Genomic DNA, 20,123 nt, shown 5'->3' on the forward strand with positions numbered 1-20,123 from the left:
CCATCGATCAATTGCTCGACGCCCTGCCGGAACTGCGCCTCGCGGTTGCGGTGGACGAGCTCGCGTGGCGTCCGGGTCCGTTCCATCGAGCGCTGACCGCCCTGCCGGTCGTCTTCCCGGCGTCGCCACCGTTGCCGCTGCCGTAGGGCGGAGGCGGAAGTAGGCCGAACTTGAAAGTTAGGCTTGCCGAACTTACCATCTCATTGCATGAAGGTTCGGCTCCACCATGTGCTCGCCCGGTCTCCCCGTCGGTGGGCGGCGGCAATAGTCGTGTGCGTCTCGGCGTTCACCCTCACCGCCTGCGCCGGAAACGGAGCCGGGCGCGACGGCACGCCCACGGTGCTCACCACGTTCACGGTGCTCGCCGACATCGCCAGGAACGTTGCGGGCGAGCATCTGACCGTGGAGTCGATCACCAAGGCGGGTGCGGAAATCCACGGCTACGAGCCGACTCCCGGTGACATCAAGAAGGCGGCGAAGGCCGATCTCATCCTGGACAACGGCCTGAACTTGGAGGCGTGGTTCGCCCAGTTCGTCTCCGACGTGCGGGTGCCGCACGTCGTGGTCAGCGAAGGCGTCGCCGCGGTACCGATCCGCGAGGACGCCTACCAGGGCAAACCGAACCCGCACGCGTGGATGTCGCCGCAGAACGCGCAGATCTACGTCGACAACATGGTGCGCGCGTTCAGCGACCTCGCCCCCGATCACGCGGCCGATTTCCGGGCCAACGCAGATCGGTACAAGTCGGAGCTGCGCAAGGTGCACGACGAATTGACGCACACCTTGAACGCCCTGCCGCCGAACGAGCGCGCCTTGGTGACGTGCGAGGGCGCCTTCTCCTACCTGGCGCGCGACGCCGGACTCACCGAGAAGTACATCTGGGCGGTCAATGCCGAGCAGCAGGCCACGCCCCAGCAGATCGCCTCGGCCATCGACTTCGTCCGGGAGAAGCGGGTGCCCGCGGTGTTCTGTGAATCCACGGTGTCGGACGCGCCGATGCGCCGGGTGGTCGAGGCCACGGGCGCGGCGTTCGGGGGCGTGCTGTACGTCGATTCGCTGTCGGAAGCCGACGGTCCGGTGCCGACCTACTTGGCGCTGCTGCGGCACGACGCGCAGACGATCGGCTCCGCGCTGACGGGACACCGTCCGTGAACGCGCCCGCGATCGAGGTACGCGGCGTCACCGTCCGCTACGGCGAAGTGCCCGCGCTCGACGACGTGGATCTCACCGTCGACGCGGGTCGGGTGTGCGGTCTCATCGGCATGAACGGCTCCGGCAAGTCGACGTTGTTCAAGACGATCATGGGCCTCGTCCGGCCGGACCGGGGAACGGTGCGGATCATCGGCGGCGCGCCGGTCGCGGCGCGCCGGGCGGGCGTCCTCGGCTATGTCCCGCAGAGCGAGGATGTCGATTGGACATTCCCGCTGTCGGTGCGCGATGTGGTGATGACCGGGCGATACGGCCGGCTCGGTGTCACCCGTCGTCCGCGCAAGGCCGATCGGGAAGCCGTCGCGCACGCGCTGGAACGCGTCGAGTTGACCGACCTCGCCGACCGGCAGATCGGCCGATTGTCCGGCGGGCAGCGCAAACGCGCCTTCGTCGCGCGCGGGCTGGCGCAGGGCGCGACGGTGCTGCTGCTCGACGAGCCGTTCGCGGGTGTCGACAAGCGGTCGGAGGCCACGATCACCGCGCTGCTGCGCGATCTCGCCGACGGCGGCGCCACGATCCTGGTGTCGACGCACGATCTGCACGCGCTGCCCGGCCTAGCCGACGAGGCGGTGCTGCTGATGCGCACGGTGCTCGCCCAGGGCAGCCCCGACGTGGTGCTTCAGCCCGAGAATTTGGCCAGGGCGTTCGGCCTGGATGTGATGAACCGGGTGTGAGCCCGGCCGAGTATGGGACGGACGCGATGAGCTTCAGCGAAATCTTCCTCGACCCTCTGCGCTACGAGTTCATGTTGCGTGCGCTGGCCACCACCGTGACCGCGGCGCTGGTGTGCGCGGTGCTGTCCTGCTGGCTGGTGCTCATCGGGTGGTCGCTGATGGGGGACGCCGTCTCGCACGCGGTGTTACCCGGGGTGGTGCTGGCCTACATCGTCGGGCTGCCGTTCGCGGTGGGCGCGATCGTGTTCGGATTCCTGGCGGTGGCGCTGATCGGCGTGGTGCGCGACACCAGCCGGATCAAGGAGGACGCCGCCATCGGCATCGTCTTCACGACGCTGTTCGCGTTCGGCCTGGTGCTGGTCTCGGTGACGCCCAGCCAGACCGACCTCAACCACATCGTGTTCGGCAATCTGCTCGGGGTCGGCCGCGCCGAGCTGGTCCAGGTCGTGGTCCTGGCCGCGATCACCCTCGCCGCCCTGGTGCTCAAGCGCCGCGACTTCACCCTCTATGCCTTCGATCCCACACACGCCCACGCCATCGGGCTGAGTCCCCGGTTGCTCGGCACGGCGCTGCTCGGCCTGCTGGCGCTGACCGCCGTGGTCGCCTTGCAAGCCGTCGGTGTCGTCCTGGTGGTGGCGATGCTGATCATCCCGGGCGCCACGGCCTATCTGCTCACCGACCGCTTCGGCCGGATGCTGGTGATCGCGCCCGCCGTCTCGGTGACCTGCGCGGTGGCGGGGCTGTACCTGAGCTACCACCTGGACACGGCTCCCGGCGGCATGGTCGTGGTCGTCCAAGGGCTGGTCTTCACGACCGTGTACCTGTTCGCACCCAGGCACGGCGTGCTGGGGCGGCGGATCTTCGCGGCGCGCGGCCGGGAGCGGACGGCTGTTCGCGGGTGAAGCGGCGCCGCGCGGATTACGCGTCTTCGGCGACCAGTCGATAGCGGTGCGCGAGCCCGTCGAGCAGTGCTTCCAGACCCACTTCGAAGGCGTCCCGATCGATCCGTTGCTGCCGCTCGGCCAGTAGGTGCGCTTCGTTCAGGTGCGGATACGCGTCGGCGTACACCGCGACGTCGGCGGGGAAGCCAGCGGCGAACGATCCCAGCGACGCTCCGGTGAGGAAGTAGCGCATGGTCGTGCCGACGGTGGTGGCCTCGCGGCGCGGCCACCCCGCCGCGACCAGGCCGCCGAAGACCGCGTCGGCCATACGCAGCGCGTTGGGCCGATGGCCGGGACCGGATGCCAGCGCGGGAACGATGTGCGGATGCGCCGCCATCGCGGTGCGGTAGGAACGGGCCCAGGCGCGCAGTGACGAGCGCCAGTCCGGATTCCGGGCCGACAGGCCGTCGAACATCGAGATGTCGACTTCGCCGAGGACGGCGTCGACCACGGCGTCGATGAGGTCGTCCTTGGTGCGGACGTGGTTGTACAGCGACGGTCCCTGCACGCCCAGTTCGGTGGCCAGCCGTCGCGTGGAGACGGCGGCGAGGCCCTCGGCGTCGACGAGGGCGAGCGCGGTCTCGATGATGCGGTCGCGGGTGAGCAGCGGCCGCCGTGGTCTGGCCATGGGGGTCTCCTTCCGGTCCCCGCATTCTCGCAGGCGTCGGGAGAAAACTTGCACTGCTAGTAGAGCTGCTCTACGGTGAGTCGAAACTTGCAGTGATAGTTTTTGGAGGTTGCCGAGAGTCGTCAGCGGCGGGTCGCGACCCCGCCTGGGTGAGACGGTCGATCGATCGGCTGGATCCGCGAATTCCGATGTCACTATTTCCACGCCCGTACCGCGGGAATTCCGGCATGCCCGGAATTCGGAGAATCCACTCGAGTGATTTGTAGCCGGAGACGAAGTCGGCCATGCAACTTGTGTTTCGGACGCAGTGGCAGTGGCGGCACCGATACTTCAGGATGAAAAGTGTTCGCAGGAAATCCTGACGCGGACGCTGATGAAAGGCTTGCAATGAAGCATCCAATTCGCCGCCGCGCGTTCGGCGCCGCGATTGCCGCCGGAGTGACCGTCCTGGCCATGACTCTCGGAATCGGAGCGGCGCACGCGGAGCCCGAAACGCGATCCCCGGAGCAGCAACTCGTCGACGAACTGAACGCCGGACTCCTCCCCGGGCCGGACGGCAGGCGCCCGCAAGCGATCGTGGATTCCGGCAGCAGTACGGGTTCCGCCGCACGCAGTTACGCTTCCGCCGCAGTGGGCGAGGGGCCGGAGATGCCTGCCTACCTGGCAGCTTTCCTGCACGGTGTAGCCCATCCCGACGCGTCTCCACCGGGTGCGAACCGCCAGAACTGCACCCCTTCCGCCGCGCATCCGCGACCGGTCGTCCTGGTCCACGGCACCTGGCTCAACGCCTACGACACCTACGCCTATCTGTCGCCGCGGCTCGCGCGCGCAGGATACTGCGTCTACGCCTTCAATTACGGGCGCTCCGGTCTGCTCGAAGGCGGCGGAATCGGCCCCGTCCTGCCCGGCCGCTACGGCGTCGGCGCGATGGAGGAATCCGCGAGGCAATTACGCGATTTCGTCGAACAGGTGCGCACGACGACCGGCGCGGACCGTGTCGATATCATCGCGCATTCCCAGGGCGGGCCGGTGTCGAGCCAGTACATGAAATTCGAAGGCGGCGCCGACAACGTCGGCAAACTGATCTCTTTCGGAGCCACCCACCACGGCACGTCGCTGATGGGAATGGCGACGCTGGGCCGGCTGATCACCAATCTGGGCGTCAACATCCTCGGTTTCTACGAACCGATCGTCGGCCGTGCCAATATCCAGCAGGCGGTGGGCTCCGCGTTCTACACGACGCTCAACGAACACGGTGACACCGTCCCCGGCGTCGAGTACACCTCGGTCGGCACCCGCCATGACGAGATCTCCAATCCGTACGAATGGACTTTCCTGACGCCGGGGCCGGACGCCGTCGTGCACAACATCACCCTGCAAGACGGCTGCGCGCAGGACATGTCGGACCATCTGACGATCATGTACTCGCCGCGCGCGGCCTCGATCGCTCTGCATGCTCTCGATCCGGAAGCGAACCCGGTGCTGGACTGCGCCTTCAATCCGTGGATGATCGGCGGCGCGGATCACTGATCCGCGTCCGGCAGACCCTGTCGTGCGGACTCGGTTTCGTCGCGAGTGAGCACTGCCTTGATCATCGCGCTCGGCGCGGGCGGCACCCTCACGGTGCTGGCCCGCGCCGTTCCCGACTGACTGCTCCGCCATAAGAACGTCACCATCGAGATCACCGGTCCGGGAGGGGAAATCCGTGACGATCTCCGCGACGGGCATCGGCGACCCGCGTGCTGCCCGAGACCACCGGGCTGAACCGTCACGGCTCGCTCTACAACCAGCGCGTCCTGGCCGCCCTCACCTTCCTGCGCAGCACCGATTCGACGCCGGACTGAGGCGTCGTGCACCGAAGCGGGGCGCATACGGAAAGATGACGCGGCGTGGTGGATTACACGACGATCTTCGATCGGGTGCGTGGCTCCCTGCTGGGCGGGGCGGTGGGGGACGCGCTGGGGTGGCCTGTCGAATTCCTGCGGCTGGAGCAGATCCGGCAGCGCTATGGCGACGCGGGGGTGACGGGCTTCCTGCCGCAGTACGCGGTGGACGCGCCGCAGCAGGTCACCGATGACACCCAGATGACGCTGTTCACCGCGGAAGGGCTGCTGCGGGCGGCGCCGGGCGCCGACCCGGTGCCCGCGCTGCGCCGGGCGTATCTGCGCTGGTTACAGACCCAGCGCGAAGAGGGGCCCGCCGCCGAGACCGACGGGTGGCTGGCGAGCCTGCCGTTCCTGTACGCGGTGCGCGCGCCGGGAAACGCCTGCATGTCCGGACTGGGACAGCAAGCGCGGGGATATCTCGCCCCCGTGCCGCTCGGCGAACCCGGACCGGTGAACGCGCATTCGAAGGGATGCGGGACGGTCATGCGGTCCGCGCCGTTCGGGCTGGCCGGTATGGGCCCGGAACAGGCGTTCGCCACGGCCGCGCGGGCCGCGCAACTGACCCACGGACATCCCACGGGTTATCTGGCCGCGGGCGCGTTCGCGGCACTGATCGATCGCGTGGTGAGCGGTGTCGAGCTGTCGACGGCGGTGCGGGAGACGATCGCTCAGCTCACGGCGTTTCCGGCGAGCGGGGAAACCATGGCGGCAATGACCCGAGCCGTCGAGGTGTCCGAGCAAGCGGTGTCGGCCGAACAGGTCGAGCGGGTCGGCGAAGGGTGGATCGCGGAGGAGTGCCTGGCCATCGCGGTGTATTGCGCCCTGCACGCCGCCAGGACCGGCGACGTGCGCGCGGCGCTGCTGCTGTCGGTGAACCACTCCGGCGATTCCGATTCCACCGGCGCGGTGGCGGGCAATCTGATCGGCGCCGTGCACGGCGTCTCCGGACTGCCGATGGAGTGGGCGGTCACGGTCGAAGGACGCGACGTGCTGGTCCAGGTCGCCGACGATCTGGTCATGAACTTCGGGCTCGGTGACCGGTCCGGGCTGGCCGCGCGTTACCCGCACGACGCGGGGTTGTGAGGACTCACTCCGGCTCCGCCCGCAGGCATACGTCGAGCACACGGCCGCGCAGCCATCGGTGCGCCGGGTCGGCCTGGAGCCGGACGTGCCACAGCAACGACACCGTCACCTCGGGAGTGCGGAACGGCAGCGCGAACGAATGCATGCCACGCCGCAGGATCTCGGTGTGGCGCTCCGGCACCGTCGCGACCAGATCCGAGGTTCTGGCCAGCGCCACGGCGGCCCCGAAGCCGTCCACCACCGTCACGATGTCGCGCCGGTGGCCGGTGGGGCGCATGGCCTCGTCGACCAAGCCTTCGTCCAGACCGCGCCGCGCGACGTGGACGTGCCGCGCCGAGGCATAGCGGGCCGTCGTGACGGCGCCGGTGTGCAGCGGATGCGTGCTACGCACCACCCCGACGAACCGGTCGGTGAACAGAGCCGTGCTCGCGATGTCCGGAGGCAGTGCGCGCTCGACGACTCCGATCTCCAGGTCGACACTGCCGTCGCGCAGAGCACCGGGGTCGCGCTTGGCCTTCTGGACGAACCGCAGCCGCACGCCCGGTGCTGCGCGGCCGGCTTCGGCCACCAGATCCGGTCCGAACCTCTCCACGAATCCGTCGGTGCTGCGCAGGGTGAAACTGCGGTGCAGCCCGGCCAAGTCCAGCTCGCCGACCGGACGTAGCACCTCTTCGGCATCGCGGACGAGAGTGCGTACACGGTCGCGCAGTTCGACGGCGCGGGGCGTCGGCGCCAGCCCGCGGCCTGCCCGCACGAGCAGCGGGTCACCGGTGGTCCGGCGCAGCCGCGCGAGCTGGCGGCTCATCGCCGAAGGGCTGAGCGCGAGCCGTTCGCCGGCCCGGGTCACGCTGCCCTCCTCGAGCAGGACATCCAGGGTGATCAGCAAGTTCAGGTCGGGCCGCGCCATGCGCACACGATCGCACAGATCGTGGCGTGACATGGCGTCCGGTGCATGAATACGTTTCCGAATGTGCGTCTTCCGCCTGGTCACGGCGGAATCTAGCGTCCTTGGGGACACCCCCGACGGAAGAGGTCATCGTCGTGAAACCAGCGGAACCACTCGTGTGGACAATCCCAGTTCGTCGTTCACCGTCCGCCCGGCCGCTGCTCGCGCTGTCGCTGGCGATGTTGCTGCCCTCGCTGAGCATCAGTGTCGCCAACGTCGCGCTGCCGACCATGGCGGCGGCTTTCGGTGCTTCCTTCCACGAGGTCCAGTGGATCGTCATCGCCTATCTGCTGGCCACCACGACACTGATCGTCGGCGTGGGCCGGCTCGGTGACCTCGCCGGTCGGCGGCGGTTGCTGCTCGTGGGCATCAGCGTGTTCACGCTCGCGACGCTGCTGTGCGGACTCGCCCCGGATCTCGTCCTCCTTGTCGCGGCCCGGGCGCTGCAAGGAGCAGGCGCCGCGTGCATGATGGCGCTGACGATGGCCCTCGTCGGCGAAACCGTTCCGAACGACCGCACCGGCAGCGCCATGGGGCTGCTCGGGACGATGTCCGCGGTCGGCACCGCGCTGGGCCCCTCACTGGGCGGAGTTCTCGTCGCCGCCTTCGGCTGGCGTGCGATCTTCCTTCTCGTCGTGCCGATCGGGCTCCTCACGCTGGCTCTCGCGGCCCGCGCACTGCCCGTATCGGCACCGCAAAGCCGTTCCGGTCGCGCGTCTTTCGATTGTCTGGGCACGTTGTTGCTGGCCATCACCCTCGGCTGTTACGCGCTGGCCATGACGGTCGAGGGGGAGTCGTTCGGCCCGCTCGGTCTCGGGCTGCTGAGTGCGTGCGCGGTGGGTCTCGGGCTGTTCGTCGTGGCCGAGCGGCGGGTTTCCTCCCCGCTGCTGGACATCGCCACGTTCCGCGATCCGGTCCTGGCCGCGGGTCTCACGGCGAGTGCGCTGGTTTCGGCCGTGGTGATGACCACGCTGGTCGTGGGACCCTTCCACCTCGCTCGTGCCCTGCATCTCGCTCCGGCGGTCGTCGGGTTGGTGATGTCGGCCGGTCCGGCGGTGTCCGCACTCACCGGCGTGCCCGCGGGACGCGCCACCGATCGCTTCGGCGCCGGGCGGATGGTCGTCGTGGGGCTCGGCGCCGTCATCGGCGGCACGGCCGCGCTCGCGGTGCTGCCCAGGACCGCGGGGGTCATCGGATACGTTGTGCCGCTGATGGTCACGACTTGCGGCTACGCGCTGTTCCAGGCGGCCAACAACACCGCGGTCATGAAAGATGTCGCGCCGCACCAGCGCGGTGTGGTGTCGGGCATGTTGAACCTTTCCCGCAATCTGGGTCTCATCACCGGAGCCTCGGTCATGGGGGCCGTCTTCGCATTCGCGGTCGGCGCGGGGGATGTCACCGTCGCCGCGCCCGAGCGGATCGCACGCGGTACGCAGTGGACCTTCGCCGTCGCAGCGCTTCTCGTCACCCTCGGACTGGCCATGGTTCTGGCGGTACGGGTGCGCGGATCGGGTGCGCGTCGGCGGTCGAGTGCCGACGCGCTCGACGGCGACCATCTGGACTGACCGCGCATCGCGCTCGACGCATGTCGAGTTCGCAGTTCGGTCCAGAGCGGCCTCGTGTGCTCGTCGGCAGTACTCGTTTCGCCGATGCTCCTCCCGCGCGCCCACGGTGGGCGGGCGGAGCGTTCGATGGATCCGAGACTTCTATGCGCCGAGGGCGCGGGCCAGGTGCGGCCAGGAGTCGTGCAGGTCTGTCTCGAACTGCCCCCAGGTGTGCGAGCCCTCCGAGCGGTTGACGTGGATCGCCGGTAGCCCCAGCTCGTCGAGGCGATCGGCGAAAGCCGCCGTGCAGGAGCTCGCGATCGCCTCGATCGGCGGGAACGGCAGGCCTCGATCTATCGCGCCCGGCGTGCCCGAAGCGGCGGACAAGTAGATGGTCTTCCCGGCCAGGGCGCTCGCATTGGCGAAAGCGTCGTGGGCCCGCCAGATCGCCTCACCCGGAGCGCCCCACATGTTGCCCGGATTGCCCCCGCCACGGAGGACCTGCGCGCTCACCATCGCCGCGCCGACGGCGTCCGCCGCCCACGGACACCCGCTGTAGGCCGCCACCGCGTCGTACACCTCGGGCGCTTGGATCGCGAGGTCGATCGCGGAACCCGCGCTCATCGAGACTCCGGCGATCGCGTTCCGTCCGGTCGCGCCGAGCTCGGTGTCGAGCGTGGCCGGCAGTTCCCGGGTGAGGTAGGTCTGCCACCGGTTGCGCCCGACCGCCGGATCGTCGGCGAGCCAGTCGGTGTACATGCTGAAGGCGCCGCCGACCGGCATCACCACGTTGACGTGCTTGTCGGCGAAGAACTCCCGGACGTCGGTGTCGTCCCACCACGATATGCCGTCGACCCCACCGCCGATGCCGGTGAGCAGGTACAGCGTGGGCGCTGGACCGCCACCCGCGGCGCGGATCACCCGATTGGTGACCACCCGGTCCATCGACGGCGAATAGACATCGATCTGCGAAATCGAGCCACCGAGCGGGACTTGCCCGACCACGTGCGCCCGTGCGGGCTCTGCTCCGGCGGGGGGAACGGAAAGGACGGTCGCCGCGACAGCGGTCGCGAGCACGCTGACGAGCGCGCCCAAATACCTAGAAGCACTCACTATTTCGTTGTACCCGTCCGCGTCGCCGGTACGCCTGCCACTGTTGGCGATTCGCCGTCCCCCCACCGAAAGCCCGCCGCAGGCAGCGGCTTTCGGATGGTCGTCAGGAGACCGTGCGATTCGTCGCGGTAGCCGTCCGCAGGCTGTCGGCCCCGGGCCGCGAGGACCGCGGTATCCCGGCTGCCCACAGGGCGACGCCGATGTACAGCACCTGTTCGGGGATGCGCGCCCACAGCGGCGTCGCGGGTGCGCCGTTGAACGGGATGCCGGAGACGGCCGCGTAGATGTTGGCGGGCAGCATGACGACGAACAGGGCGGCGAGCCCCAGCCCCGCGGCCCGGCGGCCGCGTGCGAGGAAGAGGCCCGCCGCGCCCAGCAGTTCCAGGACGCCGGTCAGGTAGACCATCGCGCCGGGGAACGGGACGAACGGCGGCACCATAGGGATCAGATCGGCGTGGGTGGGCACGGGGGAGTCCGCGAACGCTTCCGGGAGGAAATGTGTGGTGCCGGTCATGATCAGCATCACGCCGAGGGCGTAGGCGGCGCAGGTGGGCCAGGCGGCGAATCGGTGTACGCCGAGGGCCCCGGCCGCTCGCAGCGCGAGCAGGGTGCTCAGCAGAACGACGAGGGTTTCCATCATGCCTCCGTAGGGACGGACCGGCCGGGCGCCGGGGTGGTGGTGAGTCGGATGAGCAGGTAGAGCAGGACGCCGAGCGGCGCGAACAAGATGGTGAGTACGAGAAGCGGGCTGATCAGCAGCGATGGGAGGCGGCGGGTGCGGCTGTCGAGGAAGATCCAGCGGCCGAGGAACAGGTCGAAGGCCACGAAATGCGCCCAGGCCGCCGCGGCGCCGGAGCTCGAACCGAGCACCGCGCCCAGGCCGGAGAGTTCCGGGTCTGCCAGCGCCGCGGCGAATGTGCCGAACTCGGGCACGATCAGTGCCGCGTAGACGATCAGCGGCGGCAGGCAGATGAGCGGTGAGGAGACGACCGCCCCGGTCCGCCGCCACTTCGGCGCCAGGATCATCAGTGCCCAGAACGGCGCCGCGAACCAGAAGGTGACATCGAACAGCAGTTCCGTCATCGGCCCGCTCCGATCGAGGAGCGCCGGACCGCAGCGCCTTTCGGCCGGACCGCGACGGCCGTGGCCGCCGCGGCGGCGAGGACGACGGCAGCGAAGGCCGCGAGGGTGGTCGCATCGGGACGGACCACCGACTGTCCGCGCAGCGCCTGCCAGGTCAGCACCGCGAGCAGCGCGGCGTAGGTCGCCGCCGAGATCACGACAAGCCTTCGCCTGGTGTCCGGCGCGCGCAGGACCGGGAACCGCCGCGACCCGTACTCGAGCGCGAGCGCAACCAGTGGAATCACTTGCAACGCGTGCATGCCGATGAAATGCGGGATGCGCAGATCGCCGCCGACCGTGCTCCAGCCGAGAAGGGGCAGCCCGGGCCCGCCGTCGGAAAGCCCTACGGTGTGGGCGCCGCGAATCGCGCTGTCCGCGGCCCGCTGTTCGGGCGTCGGCGCCACCATCAGCATCCCGAGTGCGGCGCCCGCGAGCGAGAGTACGGCGCCGTAACGGATCGCCGCGTCACGGGCGGGATCGGCCGCCGGGTGAGCGAACAACGCGGCCGACACGACCAGGGTGGCAAGCCAGACCACCACGATGGACGACCCCATGAGTTCCCACAGTGCCGCGTTCAGCGGCGTCGTGAAATTGAAGTGGCTGGTGGTGCCCCGCACGATTTGCGTGGTGATGACGACGAGTTCGATTGCCAGCCCCAGTGCCGCCACGGTCCCCGCCCACCACGCGACGCGTCGCCATCGCGTGAGCTGGCTGAGCAACCACGCCCAGGTCACCGCGTAGATCAGCACGGAAAGGGCGAACTTGGCGGACTTGGCCCAGATCGGCAGGCCGGTCACGGTGCGGTCGTCGACGATCATGCCTCCGAGCGACCAGACGACCAGGAGCGCCATGGCGACGGCGAGCAGCATCAGGGGGCGATGCCAGGAGAGGGCGGGGAAGCGTTGGAAGAGGGCGGTCACAGGTCGACCTTTCGGGAACTGGAGATATCGATAGTTGTACTATCAGTAGAGATTATGGATAGCTGTACTATCGATTGTCAAGACAGCCACCGAGCCCGAGGAGCCCGATGCGGATCGCCGAACTCAGCCGCGCCAGCGGCGTCGCTCCCGCGACGATCAAGTACTACGTGCGCGAGGGGTTGCTGCCCTCGGGCGTGCGAACCCATCGCAACCAGGCCGAATACAGGGAGGCGCACGTCGGAAGGCTGCGGCTGATCCGGGCGCTGGTCGACATCGGCGGCGTGTCCATCGACGCGGCGAAGGAACTGCTCGCGGCGCTCGACAGCGGCAAGCTGTCCGCGCGGGACTCCTTGGGGCATGTGCAATACGCCCTGGGCGGGCGGAGGTCCCAGATCGGTGCCGAGCAGCGGGAGGCCGCCGCCGAGGACGTCGCGGCACTGCTGGACCGGCGCGGCTGGCGCATCCACGACGACAGCCCGGCCCGTGGCACGCTCGTCGACGTCTGCGCGGCCCTGCGCCTGCTCGGCCACGACGACGTGGTCGCCGCGATGGACGACTACGCGGGCGCCAGCGAAGCCATCGCCGCCACCGACATCGCCTTGGTGCGCAAGGAGCGCGGCCTGGAACGGATGACCGAAACGGCCATCGTGGGAACGATTCTCGGCGACACCCTGCTCGCCGCGCTGCGCAGGCTGGCTCAGGAACACCTCTCCGGCACGCTGTTGCCCCAGGGCGACGACGCCGCTCCCGCCTCCGGCGAGGTTTAGCCGGGCTCTCGTGCGGCATGCCGGGAAAAGGACCATCCCGACCGAAAGGAGAGCAGCTCATGACCGATCAGCTGAATGGGACGCGGGTGCTGATCATCACCTCGAACACGGGCGTGGAGCGGGACGAATTGCTGGTGCCGCGGGACGAACTACGCAATCGCGGCGCGCAGGTGACCCATGCCGCGCCGAAGCGCGAAGAGGTGCAGACCTACCGGCACGACACGGAGAAAGACGCGACGGTGCAACCGGATACGTCGTTGCACGAGGTCTCCGCGGACGATTTCGACGTGCTCGTCGTACCCGGCGGCACGGTGAACGCGGACAAGCTGCGGGTCACCGACCGCGCGATCGAGCTGGCCAAGGAATTCGCGGGCGCGGGCAAGCCGATCGCCGCGATCTGTCACGGCCCGTGGCTGCTGGTGAACGCCGAACTCGTGTCCGGCAAGACGCTGACCTCGTACTTCTCGCTGCGGACCGACATCGTCAACGCCGGCGGTGAGTGGGTGGACGAAGCGGCCGTCCGGTCCACGGAGGATGGGTGGACGTTGCTCACCTCGCGCAACCCGGGCGATCTTCCCGATTTCGTGCACGCCATCACGCGGGAAGTGGTCCCTGCCTCGCGTTGACCCGGCGACCTCGCCGCGCGTGCCGAATCACTTGCCCGGCAGTAGTTTCCGCGGGTCGATCGCGATGCCCAGATCGCGGAGCCGGTTGTCGATGAGCAGCCAGCATTCGGTGGTCAAGCGGTCGACGAGCGCGGCCTCGGTGGTGTCCTGGTGTTCGAGCCACCACCGCACCGAGGCGTCGACCAAGCCGAGCAGCGCGACCACCACGCGGTCGGCGGCCAGCGGATCGGCCCCGAATTCCGGCAGGTAGCGCGCCGCCGCCGCGGAGATCTCGGCGGCGAAAGCGCTCCCGCCGACGCGCGGCTCGTTGCGGCCGCGCCGGTAGTCGCGTCCGACCAGGAACCGATACAGATTGGGATGTTCGGCGGCCCACCGCACATGCTGGGCCAAGGGCGCGCGGATGATGTCCAGCGGCGTGCCGTCCACCGCAAGGCGCGCGCGAATTCGTTCGGTCAAGTCGTGGTGCGCGTGTCTGGCCACCGCGAGATCGAGTTCTTCCTTGCTGGCGAAGTGCCGGTAGACGTGCGTGCGGGCCAATCCGGCCCGGTCGGCGATCCGGCCGGTCAGCGCGTGCGGCCCGTCCTCCTCGATCGCCGCGATCGCGGCTTGCACGATGGCGCGGCGGCGCTCCTCGCGGCCGGGCCTGGTGCTGGTGGAGCGCCGTGCGTCGGCGGTGTCCACCCAAGGTTGTCGTGCCACGGCGCTCAGCGTATCGACCGGAAGAATCCGTGGTACACCTTGTACCCGCCAGGCACTTGGTACACACTGTACCCGTAACTGTCGGTATCAGACTTTCGCAAGGACACCCGATGACGACCTACCGGTCCGCCTGGCTCGACGACGACCTGGACGCCCTGCGCGAGCTCGCCCGCTCGTTCTTCGCGAAGGAGTTGACGCCGAACATCGACAAGTTCATCGAGCAGCACCACGTCGACCGCGAGTTCTGGAACAAGGCGGGCGCGCTCGGCCTGCTGTGCGCGTCGATCCCGGAGGAGTACGGCGGTGGCGGCGGCACCTTCGCGCACGAGGCCGTCCTCATCGAGGAGCAGGCCAAGGCGTTCGACACCTCCTGGGGCGCCACGCTGCACAGCGGCATCGTCGCGCATTACCTGCTGCATTACGGCACCGAAGAGCAGAAGCGGCAATGGCTGCCCGAGATGGCCGCCGGCGAGGTCGTCGGCGCGATCGCCATGACCGAGCCCGGCACGGGTTCCGACCTGCAGAATGTGAAGACCAAGGCGATCCGCGAGGGCGACGAGTACGTGGTGAACGGTTCCAAGACCTTCATCACCAACGGCAGCCAGGCCGACCTCGTCATCGTCGTCGCCAAGACCGACACCAGCGAAGGCGCGAGCGGCATCTCGCTGATCCTGGTGGAGGCCGACCGGGCGGGCTTCCGGCGTGGCCGGGTGCTGGACAAGGTCGGCCAGAAGGGGCAGGACACCTCCGAACTGTTCTTCGAGGACGTCCGGGTGCCGGTCACGAACCTCCTCGGCACCCAGGAAGGGCAGGGATTCGTCCAGCTGATGCAGCAGCTCCCGCAGGAGCGGCTGATCATCGCCGTCGGGTCGGTGGCCGGAATGGAAGCCGCGCTGGAGGTGACACTGCGCTACACCAAAGAGCGGCACGCCTTCGGCAAGCCGCTGTTCGCGTTCCAGAACACCAAGTTCACCCTCGCCGAGGCGGCCACCGAGACCCGGGTGGCCCGCGTCTTCCTGGACGACTGCATCATGCGGCATCTGCGCGGGGAACTGGACATCCCGACCGTGGCCATGGCCAAGTGGTGGACCACCGACCGGGCCATGTCGGTGGCCGATGAATGCCTGCAGCTGCACGGCGGCTACGGCTACATGACCGAGTATCCGATCTCGCGGATGTGGACCGACAGCCGCGTGCAGAAGATCTACGGCGGCACCAACGAGATCATGAAGGAGATCATCGCCCGCAGTCTGTGACCCGCGGAGCCGAGAGTGTTGGCAAAGCGCCAACACTCTGTCGGCGTGCGGCCCCGAGCCTCTACGCTTCGGTGACGTCCACCGAGGTGGTCGTGGTCAGAGACAACGAGGTGCCGGCCATCCCGGCGCGAAGGGACGGTTGCGATGAGTGACGTCGAGACTCCTCCGTTCAAGGACATCGTCAACGGAGCACTGGAATTCACCATTCCGATCGCACACAAGATGGGTGTGCAGGCGGAGGAGGTACGGCGCGGTTTCGCGGCGACCTCGGTCCCCGTCGAGGGCAACGGCAACCATTTCGGCGTGATGTACGCCGGTGTGCTGTTCACCGTCGCCGAGATCCTCGGCGGCGCCATCGCGGTCGCGACCTTCGACAACTCGGCGTTCTACCCGCTGGTGAAGGACCTGCGCATCTCGTTCCGCAAGCCGGCCAAGACCGCTGTGCGGGCCGAGGCGTCGCTGTCGGACGAGGAGATCACGCGCATCGCCGCAGAGGCGGGGGAGAACGGCAAGGCCGACTTCACGCTGCGTGCGGTGGTCACCGACGCCGATGGTGTGGTCGTGGCGGAAACCGAGGGCCTCTACCAGTTGCGGGCGCACGGGAAGTAGCCCGCTTCGGCGCCGGAGGTGGATCGGTTTCGACGCGCCTCCGGCGACGGGATGCCGCACTGAGCGGCGAACCGGTTCGGACTCTCCGGGCTCCGGCCCAGTCGTTACCGCGCCGAGATCGCAGGTTGGTCGCGCTGCGGCCGGGTGTGTAGGTGCACCGTTGGATCTCAGGTGCGTAGTCGAGGTAACGACTCGGTAGCCGAGTCGTGCTCGGCGGCGGATGTGGGCACCTGCACGCCTACTACCGCAAGTCGTGGACCTGCGGAAATGCGATCCGCTTCACCATTTCGCAGTGATCTCGACCACATCACGGCGCTATAACAGCCGAATCGTATCGCGCAATTTTCCGCGATCGACCTGCGCGGATGACGCAGAGTCTCGACCGGGGGTTAAACCAGGTTCGAAGTTATTCGAACGTGATCTGCCGCGAAATCTCCGCTAACGTCGGTCACGGCTCGGGGCAACACCGAGATCGAGCTCGAATCGCAGAACGCCGGAAACCCTGTCCCGCGGTTCGAGTGTCCACGACCTTCCTGGGGACAGGGGCGCGGCGACATTCGCCGAGCCGGTGGGCGCAGGCGGGAAATCTCATGTCGCAAAACCGTAAATTCACCACTCGTGTTCTCGGCTTCACCGCGGCCATCGGCGCTTTCGTCGCCGTGCCGTTCGGCCTGTCGACCGCCACCGCGTCGGCCCACAACTGGGACGCCGTCGCGCAGTGCGAGAGCAGTGGCAACTGGGGCACCGACACCGGTAACGGCTTCTCCGGCGGCCTGCAGTTCACCCAGAGCACCTGGGAGGCCAACGGTGGCTCCGGCAGCCCCTCCAACGCCAGCCGCGAAGAGCAGATCCGCGTCGCCGAGAACGTGCTCGCGACCCAGGGTCCGGGCGCCTGGCCCGTGTGCGGCGCGTACCTCTGACGCGTCACAGCCTATAGCGCTACCGGCGCCTACCGCGAATCGCGGTAGGCGCCGGTGCTATTTTTCGGCGACTCTGCCTGTTGGCGAATATTACTTTATCGCCGCACTGGCATCGGAAATCGGAATCCGATAATCCGTCCCGAATTGCGATTCACCGAAAACGGATTCGGCCCTCCGTTTCGCTGCCGGACCCGCGCCCAGGTCGCTGTGGGGTAACGGTGCTCACGCGCGCCACAGCTGGTCACCGGCGCGCGACAGCACGATGTTCGGCGCCACGGCGTTGCGGGACAACCGGGTGATCGCCAGCACCATCTCGGCGATGTCCCCGGTGGCGAGCATGGCGGACCGGTCGAGGGCATCCCGTTTCCACGCGGTCATGTCGGTGTCGACGTAGCCGGGGGACACCGCCGTCGCGCTGACGCCGTTCCCGGACTCCTCCAGGGAGACCGTCTCGCACAGCGAGATGAGCGCCGCTTTGGTGGCTCCGTACGCGGCGAGGCCCGCCTCTCCGGCGACACCGGTGATGGAAGCCAGCGCGACGATCTTCGCGCCGCGCCCGCGGTCGGCGTCCGCGCTCTTGCGCAGCAGCGGCAGCGCCGCCTGAATGAGGGTCAGCGGCGCGCGGAAATTCACGTCGAGCATGCGCTCGTACGCCTTCGCGGGCAGGTCGGCCACGGCGCCCGCCGTGCCGGTGCCCGCGCTCAGCACCAGCACGTTCATCCCGCCGAAGCGTTCCTCGTGGGCCTGCGCCAGGGCGCGCACCTGGTCGAGGTCGTTCAGCTGCGCCGCCACCGTCTGCACGTCCGCCCCGGTTTCGGCACGCAGGCGCGCCGCGGTCTGCTCGAGGGTGTCGGGCGTGCGCGCGGCGAGGGTCAGGTGATAGCCCTCGCCGGCCAGGCGGCGCGCCACCTCCGCGCCGATGCCGCGGGATCCGCCGGTGACCAGCGCGGTGCGGGCGCTCATCCGAGGCGTTCGATGATCGTCGCGTTGGCCAGGCCGCCCGCCTCGCACATCGTCTGCAGGTCATAGCGGCCGCCGGTCTGTTCGAGATGGTTGACCAGCGTCGCCAGGATGCGGGTGCCGGACGCGCCCAGCGGGTGACCGAGGGCGATCGCGCCGCCGCGCGGGTTCAGTTTCTCCGGATCGGCGTTCAGTTCCTGCCGCCAGACCAGCGGCACGGGCGCGAACGCCTCGTTCACCTCGTAGGCGTCGATGTCATCGATGCCCAGCCCGGCGCGGTCGAGCACCTTGCGGGTAGCGGGAATCACCGCCGTGAGCATGAGCAGGGGATCGTCGCCCACCACGGCGAACGAGTGGAACCGGGCGCGCGGGCGCAGGCCCAGTTTCGCCGCCGCCTCCTCGCTCGTGATCAGCGCGGCCGAGGCCCCGTCGGTGAGCGGCGAGGAATTGCCCGGAGTGATCGACCACTCGATCTCGGGGAAGCGTGCGGTGTACTGATCGTCGGCGAAGGCCGGCCGCAGCTTCGCGAGGCTTTCGCCGGTGGTGGCGGGCCGGATGGTCTCGTCGGCGGTCAGCGTGCCCGCCGCGACCAGTTCGTTGTCGAAGCCGCCTTGCGCCGCTGTCTCGGCGGCGAGCCGATGCGAGCGGGCGGCGAATTCGTCCAGCGCGGTGCGGTCGAACTTCCATCGGGCGGCGATCACCTCGGCCGCGATGCCCTGCTGGATGAGACCCTCCGGGTAACGGTGCGCGAGCGGGCCGCGGTTGGCATCTTTGCCTTGGCCGTTGGAGAACATCGGCGCTCGGCTCATGGATTCCACGCCGCACGCGATCGCGATGTCGTAGGCGCCCGCGATGACACCTTGCGCCGCGAAGTGCGCGGCCTGCTGGCTGGACCCGCACTGCCGGTCCACGGTGGTGGCGGGCACCGACTCGGGGAAACCGGCGGCCAGCGCGGCGGTCCTGCTGATGTTGAACGCCTGCTCTCCGCTCTGTGTGACGCATCCGCCGACCACGTCGTCCACGAGGGCGGGATCGAGGTCGTGGCGGGCGACGAGTTCGGCGAGCACGCCCGCCAGCAGGGTGGCCGGATGCACCTCCGACAGGCCGCCGCCTGCTTTGCCTTTACCGGACGGTGTGCGAACGACATCGACGATGACGGCGGACCTCATAGCCCTCTCCGATCAGCTAAGTTAATTGTGATTCTCGATTAAGTTAACACAGATTCGCCCCATTGGGCCATGCCCGGCCGGGTGTCCCGCGCGGTTCGGGTTCGACGTACGGGCGACGTACCGGGTTGGGGAGACCGCTCAGCGTCCGGGCCACTGCTCGCTGAGCAGATGCCGGCAAGTCGGACTCGGACGAACTGGGTGGCGGCGGAGGTCTCGTCGAGCACACCCGGACGGCCGTCGGGTCGGATGCCGCCTACCGCGTCGAGCAACGCGCCCGACCGATCGCGGCTTCACCGCAGTGAACAGCCGCGACGCGCCACCGAACTCGAGCGACGGGTATCAGGATGCCGACAAGCGCAGCATCGAGCGCGCCCCGCGCTGGAACTCGAACTCCACGTCGGCGACTTCCGACTGGATTCCCTCGGCCCGCAATCTCATTCGAACGTGATCCAGCAGGTCGTCCAGCTGTCCGCCGGCATGGTCGCGGAGCGGGAACACTCGGACCTCCCCGCGGCTCAGCCGCACCAGTTCCCGTAACGCGGCCACATGGAAGTCGGAATCCAGCCGGTCGGCGTAGGTGAACAGCAGATGCGAGCTCAGCACCAGATCGAAGGTCCGATCGGGGAAGTCGAGCGCGGGCAGGGCGCCGAAGCGGTAGCGCGCCGGGTTCGCGCGCAGATCAGCGGCGAACCGGCCCGCGGCGGTCTTCCGCATCTCGCGATGGGCGTGGAGATCGCCGTAGAAACCCCAGACGTAGTGGTCGGCGGCGGCTGTCGTGTGAGACGCGCTGTGGTCGAGTTCCGCGGACGCCAGGGCGGTCAGCTCCGCCGCGGGCAGGCGATAGACCGGATCGACCGCGACCACCCGTGCGCCGAACGCCGCCGCCTCCGCCGCGAAACTGGCGGCACCGCCGGGACAGTCGAGGATATCGCCGCGCAAGTCGTCGTCGGTGAGCGCGAACATCGCCCGGTACTCGTCCAGCGATCGACCGGTCAGCAAGTAACCGCCGGCGTCGATCGACTCGTGCTCGTCTCCCATGTGTCGGACGGTA

General features: G+C 68.7%; 21 protein-coding genes and 1 pseudogene. 12 read left to right on the forward strand and 10 right to left on the reverse strand.

Features of this window, described 5'->3' with window-relative positions; genetic code table 11:
* The 4 genes and pseudogenes from GVY64_RS02490 to GVY64_RS02505 all read left to right on the forward strand — a co-directional run.
* Nucleotides 1-146 (forward strand): annotated as a pseudogene (locus GVY64_RS02490) (cytochrome P450); the annotation flags it as partial.
* 61 nt (nt 147-207) lie between these two features.
* Complete coding sequence (locus GVY64_RS02495) at nt 208-1,152, forward strand: metal ABC transporter substrate-binding protein (RefSeq protein ID WP_159838319.1); 945 nt, start codon at nt 208-210, stop codon at nt 1,150-1,152.
* The gene (locus GVY64_RS02500) at nt 1,149-1,883 is read left to right on the forward strand and encodes a metal ABC transporter ATP-binding protein (RefSeq protein WP_159838321.1); all 735 of its coding nucleotides are present in this window, start codon (nt 1,149-1,151) and stop codon (nt 1,881-1,883) included. The genes GVY64_RS02495 and GVY64_RS02500 overlap by 4 nt, the downstream gene beginning before the upstream one ends.
* Before the next feature lie 26 nt (nt 1,884-1,909).
* Nucleotides 1,910-2,785 carry a metal ABC transporter permease gene (locus GVY64_RS02505; protein ID WP_159838323.1) on the forward strand — a complete coding sequence of 292 codons (876 nt, stop codon included), beginning with the start codon at nt 1,910-1,912 and terminating at the stop codon, nt 2,783-2,785.
* A gap of 16 nt (nt 2,786-2,801) precedes the next feature.
* Here the strand turns inward: GVY64_RS02505 and GVY64_RS02510 are convergent, their stop codons facing one another.
* On the reverse strand, nt 2,802-3,452 hold the full coding sequence (locus GVY64_RS02510; RefSeq protein WP_159838325.1) for a TetR/AcrR family transcriptional regulator: 651 nt from the start codon (nt 3,450-3,452) through the stop codon (nt 2,802-2,804).
* 387 nt (nt 3,453-3,839) lie between these two features.
* Between GVY64_RS02510 and GVY64_RS02515 the strand changes: the two genes are divergently transcribed.
* Together GVY64_RS02515 and GVY64_RS02520 are read left to right on the forward strand one after the other, a co-directional pair.
* Nucleotides 3,840-4,982 (forward strand): esterase/lipase family protein, encoded by a 1,143-nt coding sequence (locus GVY64_RS02515; RefSeq protein ID WP_159838327.1) that lies wholly within the window; start codon nt 3,840-3,842, stop codon nt 4,980-4,982.
* A 359-nt stretch (nt 4,983-5,341) separates the two neighbouring features.
* Complete coding sequence (locus GVY64_RS02520) at nt 5,342-6,421, forward strand: ADP-ribosylglycohydrolase family protein (RefSeq protein ID WP_159838329.1); 1,080 nt, start codon at nt 5,342-5,344, stop codon at nt 6,419-6,421.
* Nucleotides 6,422-6,425: 4 nt separating this feature from the next.
* On the opposite strand, the gene GVY64_RS02525 is transcribed toward GVY64_RS02520, so the two are convergent.
* Nucleotides 6,426-7,328, reverse strand: a complete 903-nt coding sequence (locus GVY64_RS02525) for a LysR family transcriptional regulator (protein WP_159838331.1) — start codon at nt 7,326-7,328, stop codon at nt 6,426-6,428.
* Between the two features lie 155 nt (nt 7,329-7,483).
* On the opposite strand from GVY64_RS02525, the gene GVY64_RS02530 reads away from it, so the two are divergent.
* Nucleotides 7,484-8,932: an MFS transporter gene (locus tag GVY64_RS02530; protein ID WP_201297874.1), complete on the forward strand. Its 1,449-nt coding sequence runs from the start codon at nt 7,484-7,486 to the stop codon at nt 8,930-8,932.
* Nucleotides 8,933-9,073: 141 nt separating this feature from the next.
* On the opposite strand, the gene GVY64_RS02535 is transcribed toward GVY64_RS02530, so the two are convergent.
* From GVY64_RS02535 to GVY64_RS02550, 4 genes are all read right to left on the reverse strand, one after another.
* Nucleotides 9,074-10,024 carry an alpha/beta hydrolase gene (locus GVY64_RS02535; protein ID WP_236566566.1) on the reverse strand — a complete coding sequence of 317 codons (951 nt, stop codon included), beginning with the start codon at nt 10,022-10,024 and terminating at the stop codon, nt 9,074-9,076.
* 103 nt (nt 10,025-10,127) lie between these two features.
* Nucleotides 10,128-10,664 (reverse strand): DoxX family protein, encoded by a 537-nt coding sequence (locus GVY64_RS02540; RefSeq protein WP_159838333.1) that lies wholly within the window; start codon nt 10,662-10,664, stop codon nt 10,128-10,130.
* The gene (locus tag GVY64_RS02545; RefSeq protein WP_159838335.1) at nt 10,661-11,107 is read right to left on the reverse strand and encodes an ABA4-like family protein; all 447 of its coding nucleotides are present in this window, start codon (nt 11,105-11,107) and stop codon (nt 10,661-10,663) included. The genes GVY64_RS02540 and GVY64_RS02545 overlap by 4 nt, the downstream gene beginning before the upstream one ends.
* Nucleotides 11,104-12,066, reverse strand: a complete 963-nt coding sequence (locus GVY64_RS02550) for a hypothetical protein (protein ID WP_236566567.1) — start codon at nt 12,064-12,066, stop codon at nt 11,104-11,106. Before GVY64_RS02550 ends, GVY64_RS02545 begins: the two co-directional genes overlap by 4 nt.
* A gap of 107 nt (nt 12,067-12,173) precedes the next feature.
* Between GVY64_RS02550 and GVY64_RS02555 the strand changes: the two genes are divergently transcribed.
* Both GVY64_RS02555 and GVY64_RS02560 read left to right on the forward strand, forming a co-directional pair.
* Nucleotides 12,174-12,833 carry a MerR family transcriptional regulator gene (locus GVY64_RS02555; RefSeq protein ID WP_159838337.1) on the forward strand — a complete coding sequence of 220 codons (660 nt, stop codon included), beginning with the start codon at nt 12,174-12,176 and terminating at the stop codon, nt 12,831-12,833.
* Between the two features lie 59 nt (nt 12,834-12,892).
* Nucleotides 12,893-13,459, forward strand: a complete 567-nt coding sequence (locus GVY64_RS02560; protein WP_159838339.1) for a type 1 glutamine amidotransferase domain-containing protein — start codon at nt 12,893-12,895, stop codon at nt 13,457-13,459.
* Nucleotides 13,460-13,486: 27 nt separating this feature from the next.
* Here the strand turns inward: GVY64_RS02560 and GVY64_RS02565 are convergent, their stop codons facing one another.
* Entirely contained in the window at nt 13,487-14,158 is a 672-nt protein-coding gene (locus GVY64_RS02565; RefSeq protein ID WP_159838341.1) for a TetR/AcrR family transcriptional regulator, read from the reverse strand.
* Between the two features lie 110 nt (nt 14,159-14,268).
* On the opposite strand from GVY64_RS02565, the gene GVY64_RS02570 reads away from it, so the two are divergent.
* The 3 genes from GVY64_RS02570 to GVY64_RS02580 all read left to right on the forward strand — a co-directional run bounded on the left by GVY64_RS02570 (nt 14,269) and on the right by GVY64_RS02580 (nt 16,943).
* Nucleotides 14,269-15,414, forward strand: coding sequence for an acyl-CoA dehydrogenase family protein (locus GVY64_RS02570; RefSeq protein ID WP_159838343.1), 1,146 nt, complete (start codon nt 14,269-14,271; stop codon nt 15,412-15,414).
* Between the two features lie 144 nt (nt 15,415-15,558).
* Nucleotides 15,559-16,023: a PaaI family thioesterase gene (locus tag GVY64_RS02575; RefSeq protein WP_159838345.1), complete on the forward strand. Its 465-nt coding sequence runs from the start codon at nt 15,559-15,561 to the stop codon at nt 16,021-16,023.
* A 590-nt stretch (nt 16,024-16,613) separates the two neighbouring features.
* The gene (locus GVY64_RS02580; RefSeq protein WP_159838347.1) at nt 16,614-16,943 is read left to right on the forward strand and encodes a transglycosylase family protein; all 330 of its coding nucleotides are present in this window, start codon (nt 16,614-16,616) and stop codon (nt 16,941-16,943) included.
* Between the two features lie 222 nt (nt 16,944-17,165).
* Here GVY64_RS02580 and GVY64_RS02585 read toward each other — a convergent pair whose 3' ends face one another.
* The 3 genes from GVY64_RS02585 to GVY64_RS02595 all read right to left on the reverse strand — a co-directional run bounded on the left by GVY64_RS02585 (nt 17,166) and on the right by GVY64_RS02595 (nt 20,110).
* On the reverse strand, nt 17,166-17,906 hold the full coding sequence (locus GVY64_RS02585; RefSeq protein ID WP_159838349.1) for an SDR family NAD(P)-dependent oxidoreductase: 741 nt from the start codon (nt 17,904-17,906) through the stop codon (nt 17,166-17,168).
* The gene (locus tag GVY64_RS02590) at nt 17,903-19,072 is read right to left on the reverse strand and encodes a thiolase family protein (RefSeq protein WP_159838351.1); all 1,170 of its coding nucleotides are present in this window, start codon (nt 19,070-19,072) and stop codon (nt 17,903-17,905) included. Before GVY64_RS02590 ends, GVY64_RS02585 begins: the two co-directional genes overlap by 4 nt.
* A 339-nt stretch (nt 19,073-19,411) precedes the next feature.
* The gene (locus GVY64_RS02595; RefSeq protein WP_236566568.1) at nt 19,412-20,110 is read right to left on the reverse strand and encodes a hypothetical protein; all 699 of its coding nucleotides are present in this window, start codon (nt 20,108-20,110) and stop codon (nt 19,412-19,414) included.
* Between the last annotated feature and the right edge of the window lie 13 nt (nt 20,111-20,123).

This window comes from Nocardia sp. CY41 (assembly GCF_009829325.1).
In the GTDB taxonomy this organism is placed as follows: domain Bacteria; phylum Actinomycetota; class Actinomycetes; order Mycobacteriales; family Mycobacteriaceae; genus Nocardia.

Excerpts from the sequence above, each read along its gene's own strand:
- GVY64_RS02495 (WP_159838319.1), top strand. The coding sequence starts at position 208 with ATGAAGGTTCGGCTCCACCATGTGCTCGCCCGGTCTCCCCGTCGGTGG.
- GVY64_RS02505 (WP_159838323.1), top strand. The coding sequence starts at position 1,910 with ATGAGCTTCAGCGAAATCTTCCTCGACCCTCTGCGCTACGAGTTCATG.
- GVY64_RS02510 (WP_159838325.1), bottom strand. The coding sequence starts at position 3,452 with ATGGCCAGACCACGGCGGCCGCTGCTCACCCGCGACCGCATCATCGAG.
- GVY64_RS02515 (WP_159838327.1), top strand. The coding sequence starts at position 3,840 with ATGAAGCATCCAATTCGCCGCCGCGCGTTCGGCGCCGCGATTGCCGCC.
- GVY64_RS02525 (WP_159838331.1), bottom strand. The coding sequence starts at position 7,328 with ATGGCGCGGCCCGACCTGAACTTGCTGATCACCCTGGATGTCCTGCTC.
- GVY64_RS02540 (WP_159838333.1), bottom strand. The coding sequence starts at position 10,664 with ATGATGGAAACCCTCGTCGTTCTGCTGAGCACCCTGCTCGCGCTGCGA.
- GVY64_RS02545 (WP_159838335.1), bottom strand. The coding sequence starts at position 11,107 with ATGACGGAACTGCTGTTCGATGTCACCTTCTGGTTCGCGGCGCCGTTC.
- GVY64_RS02555 (WP_159838337.1), top strand. The coding sequence starts at position 12,174 with ATGCGGATCGCCGAACTCAGCCGCGCCAGCGGCGTCGCTCCCGCGACG.
- GVY64_RS02560 (WP_159838339.1), top strand. The coding sequence starts at position 12,893 with ATGACCGATCAGCTGAATGGGACGCGGGTGCTGATCATCACCTCGAAC.
- GVY64_RS02570 (WP_159838343.1), top strand. The coding sequence starts at position 14,269 with ATGACGACCTACCGGTCCGCCTGGCTCGACGACGACCTGGACGCCCTG.
- GVY64_RS02575 (WP_159838345.1), top strand. The coding sequence starts at position 15,559 with ATGAGTGACGTCGAGACTCCTCCGTTCAAGGACATCGTCAACGGAGCA.
- GVY64_RS02580 (WP_159838347.1), top strand. The coding sequence starts at position 16,614 with ATGTCGCAAAACCGTAAATTCACCACTCGTGTTCTCGGCTTCACCGCG.
- GVY64_RS02585 (WP_159838349.1), bottom strand. The coding sequence starts at position 17,906 with ATGAGCGCCCGCACCGCGCTGGTCACCGGCGGATCCCGCGGCATCGGC.
- GVY64_RS02590 (WP_159838351.1), bottom strand. The coding sequence starts at position 19,072 with ATGAGGTCCGCCGTCATCGTCGATGTCGTTCGCACACCGTCCGGTAAA.
- GVY64_RS02595 (WP_236566568.1), bottom strand. The coding sequence starts at position 20,110 with ATGGGAGACGAGCACGAGTCGATCGACGCCGGCGGTTACTTGCTGACC.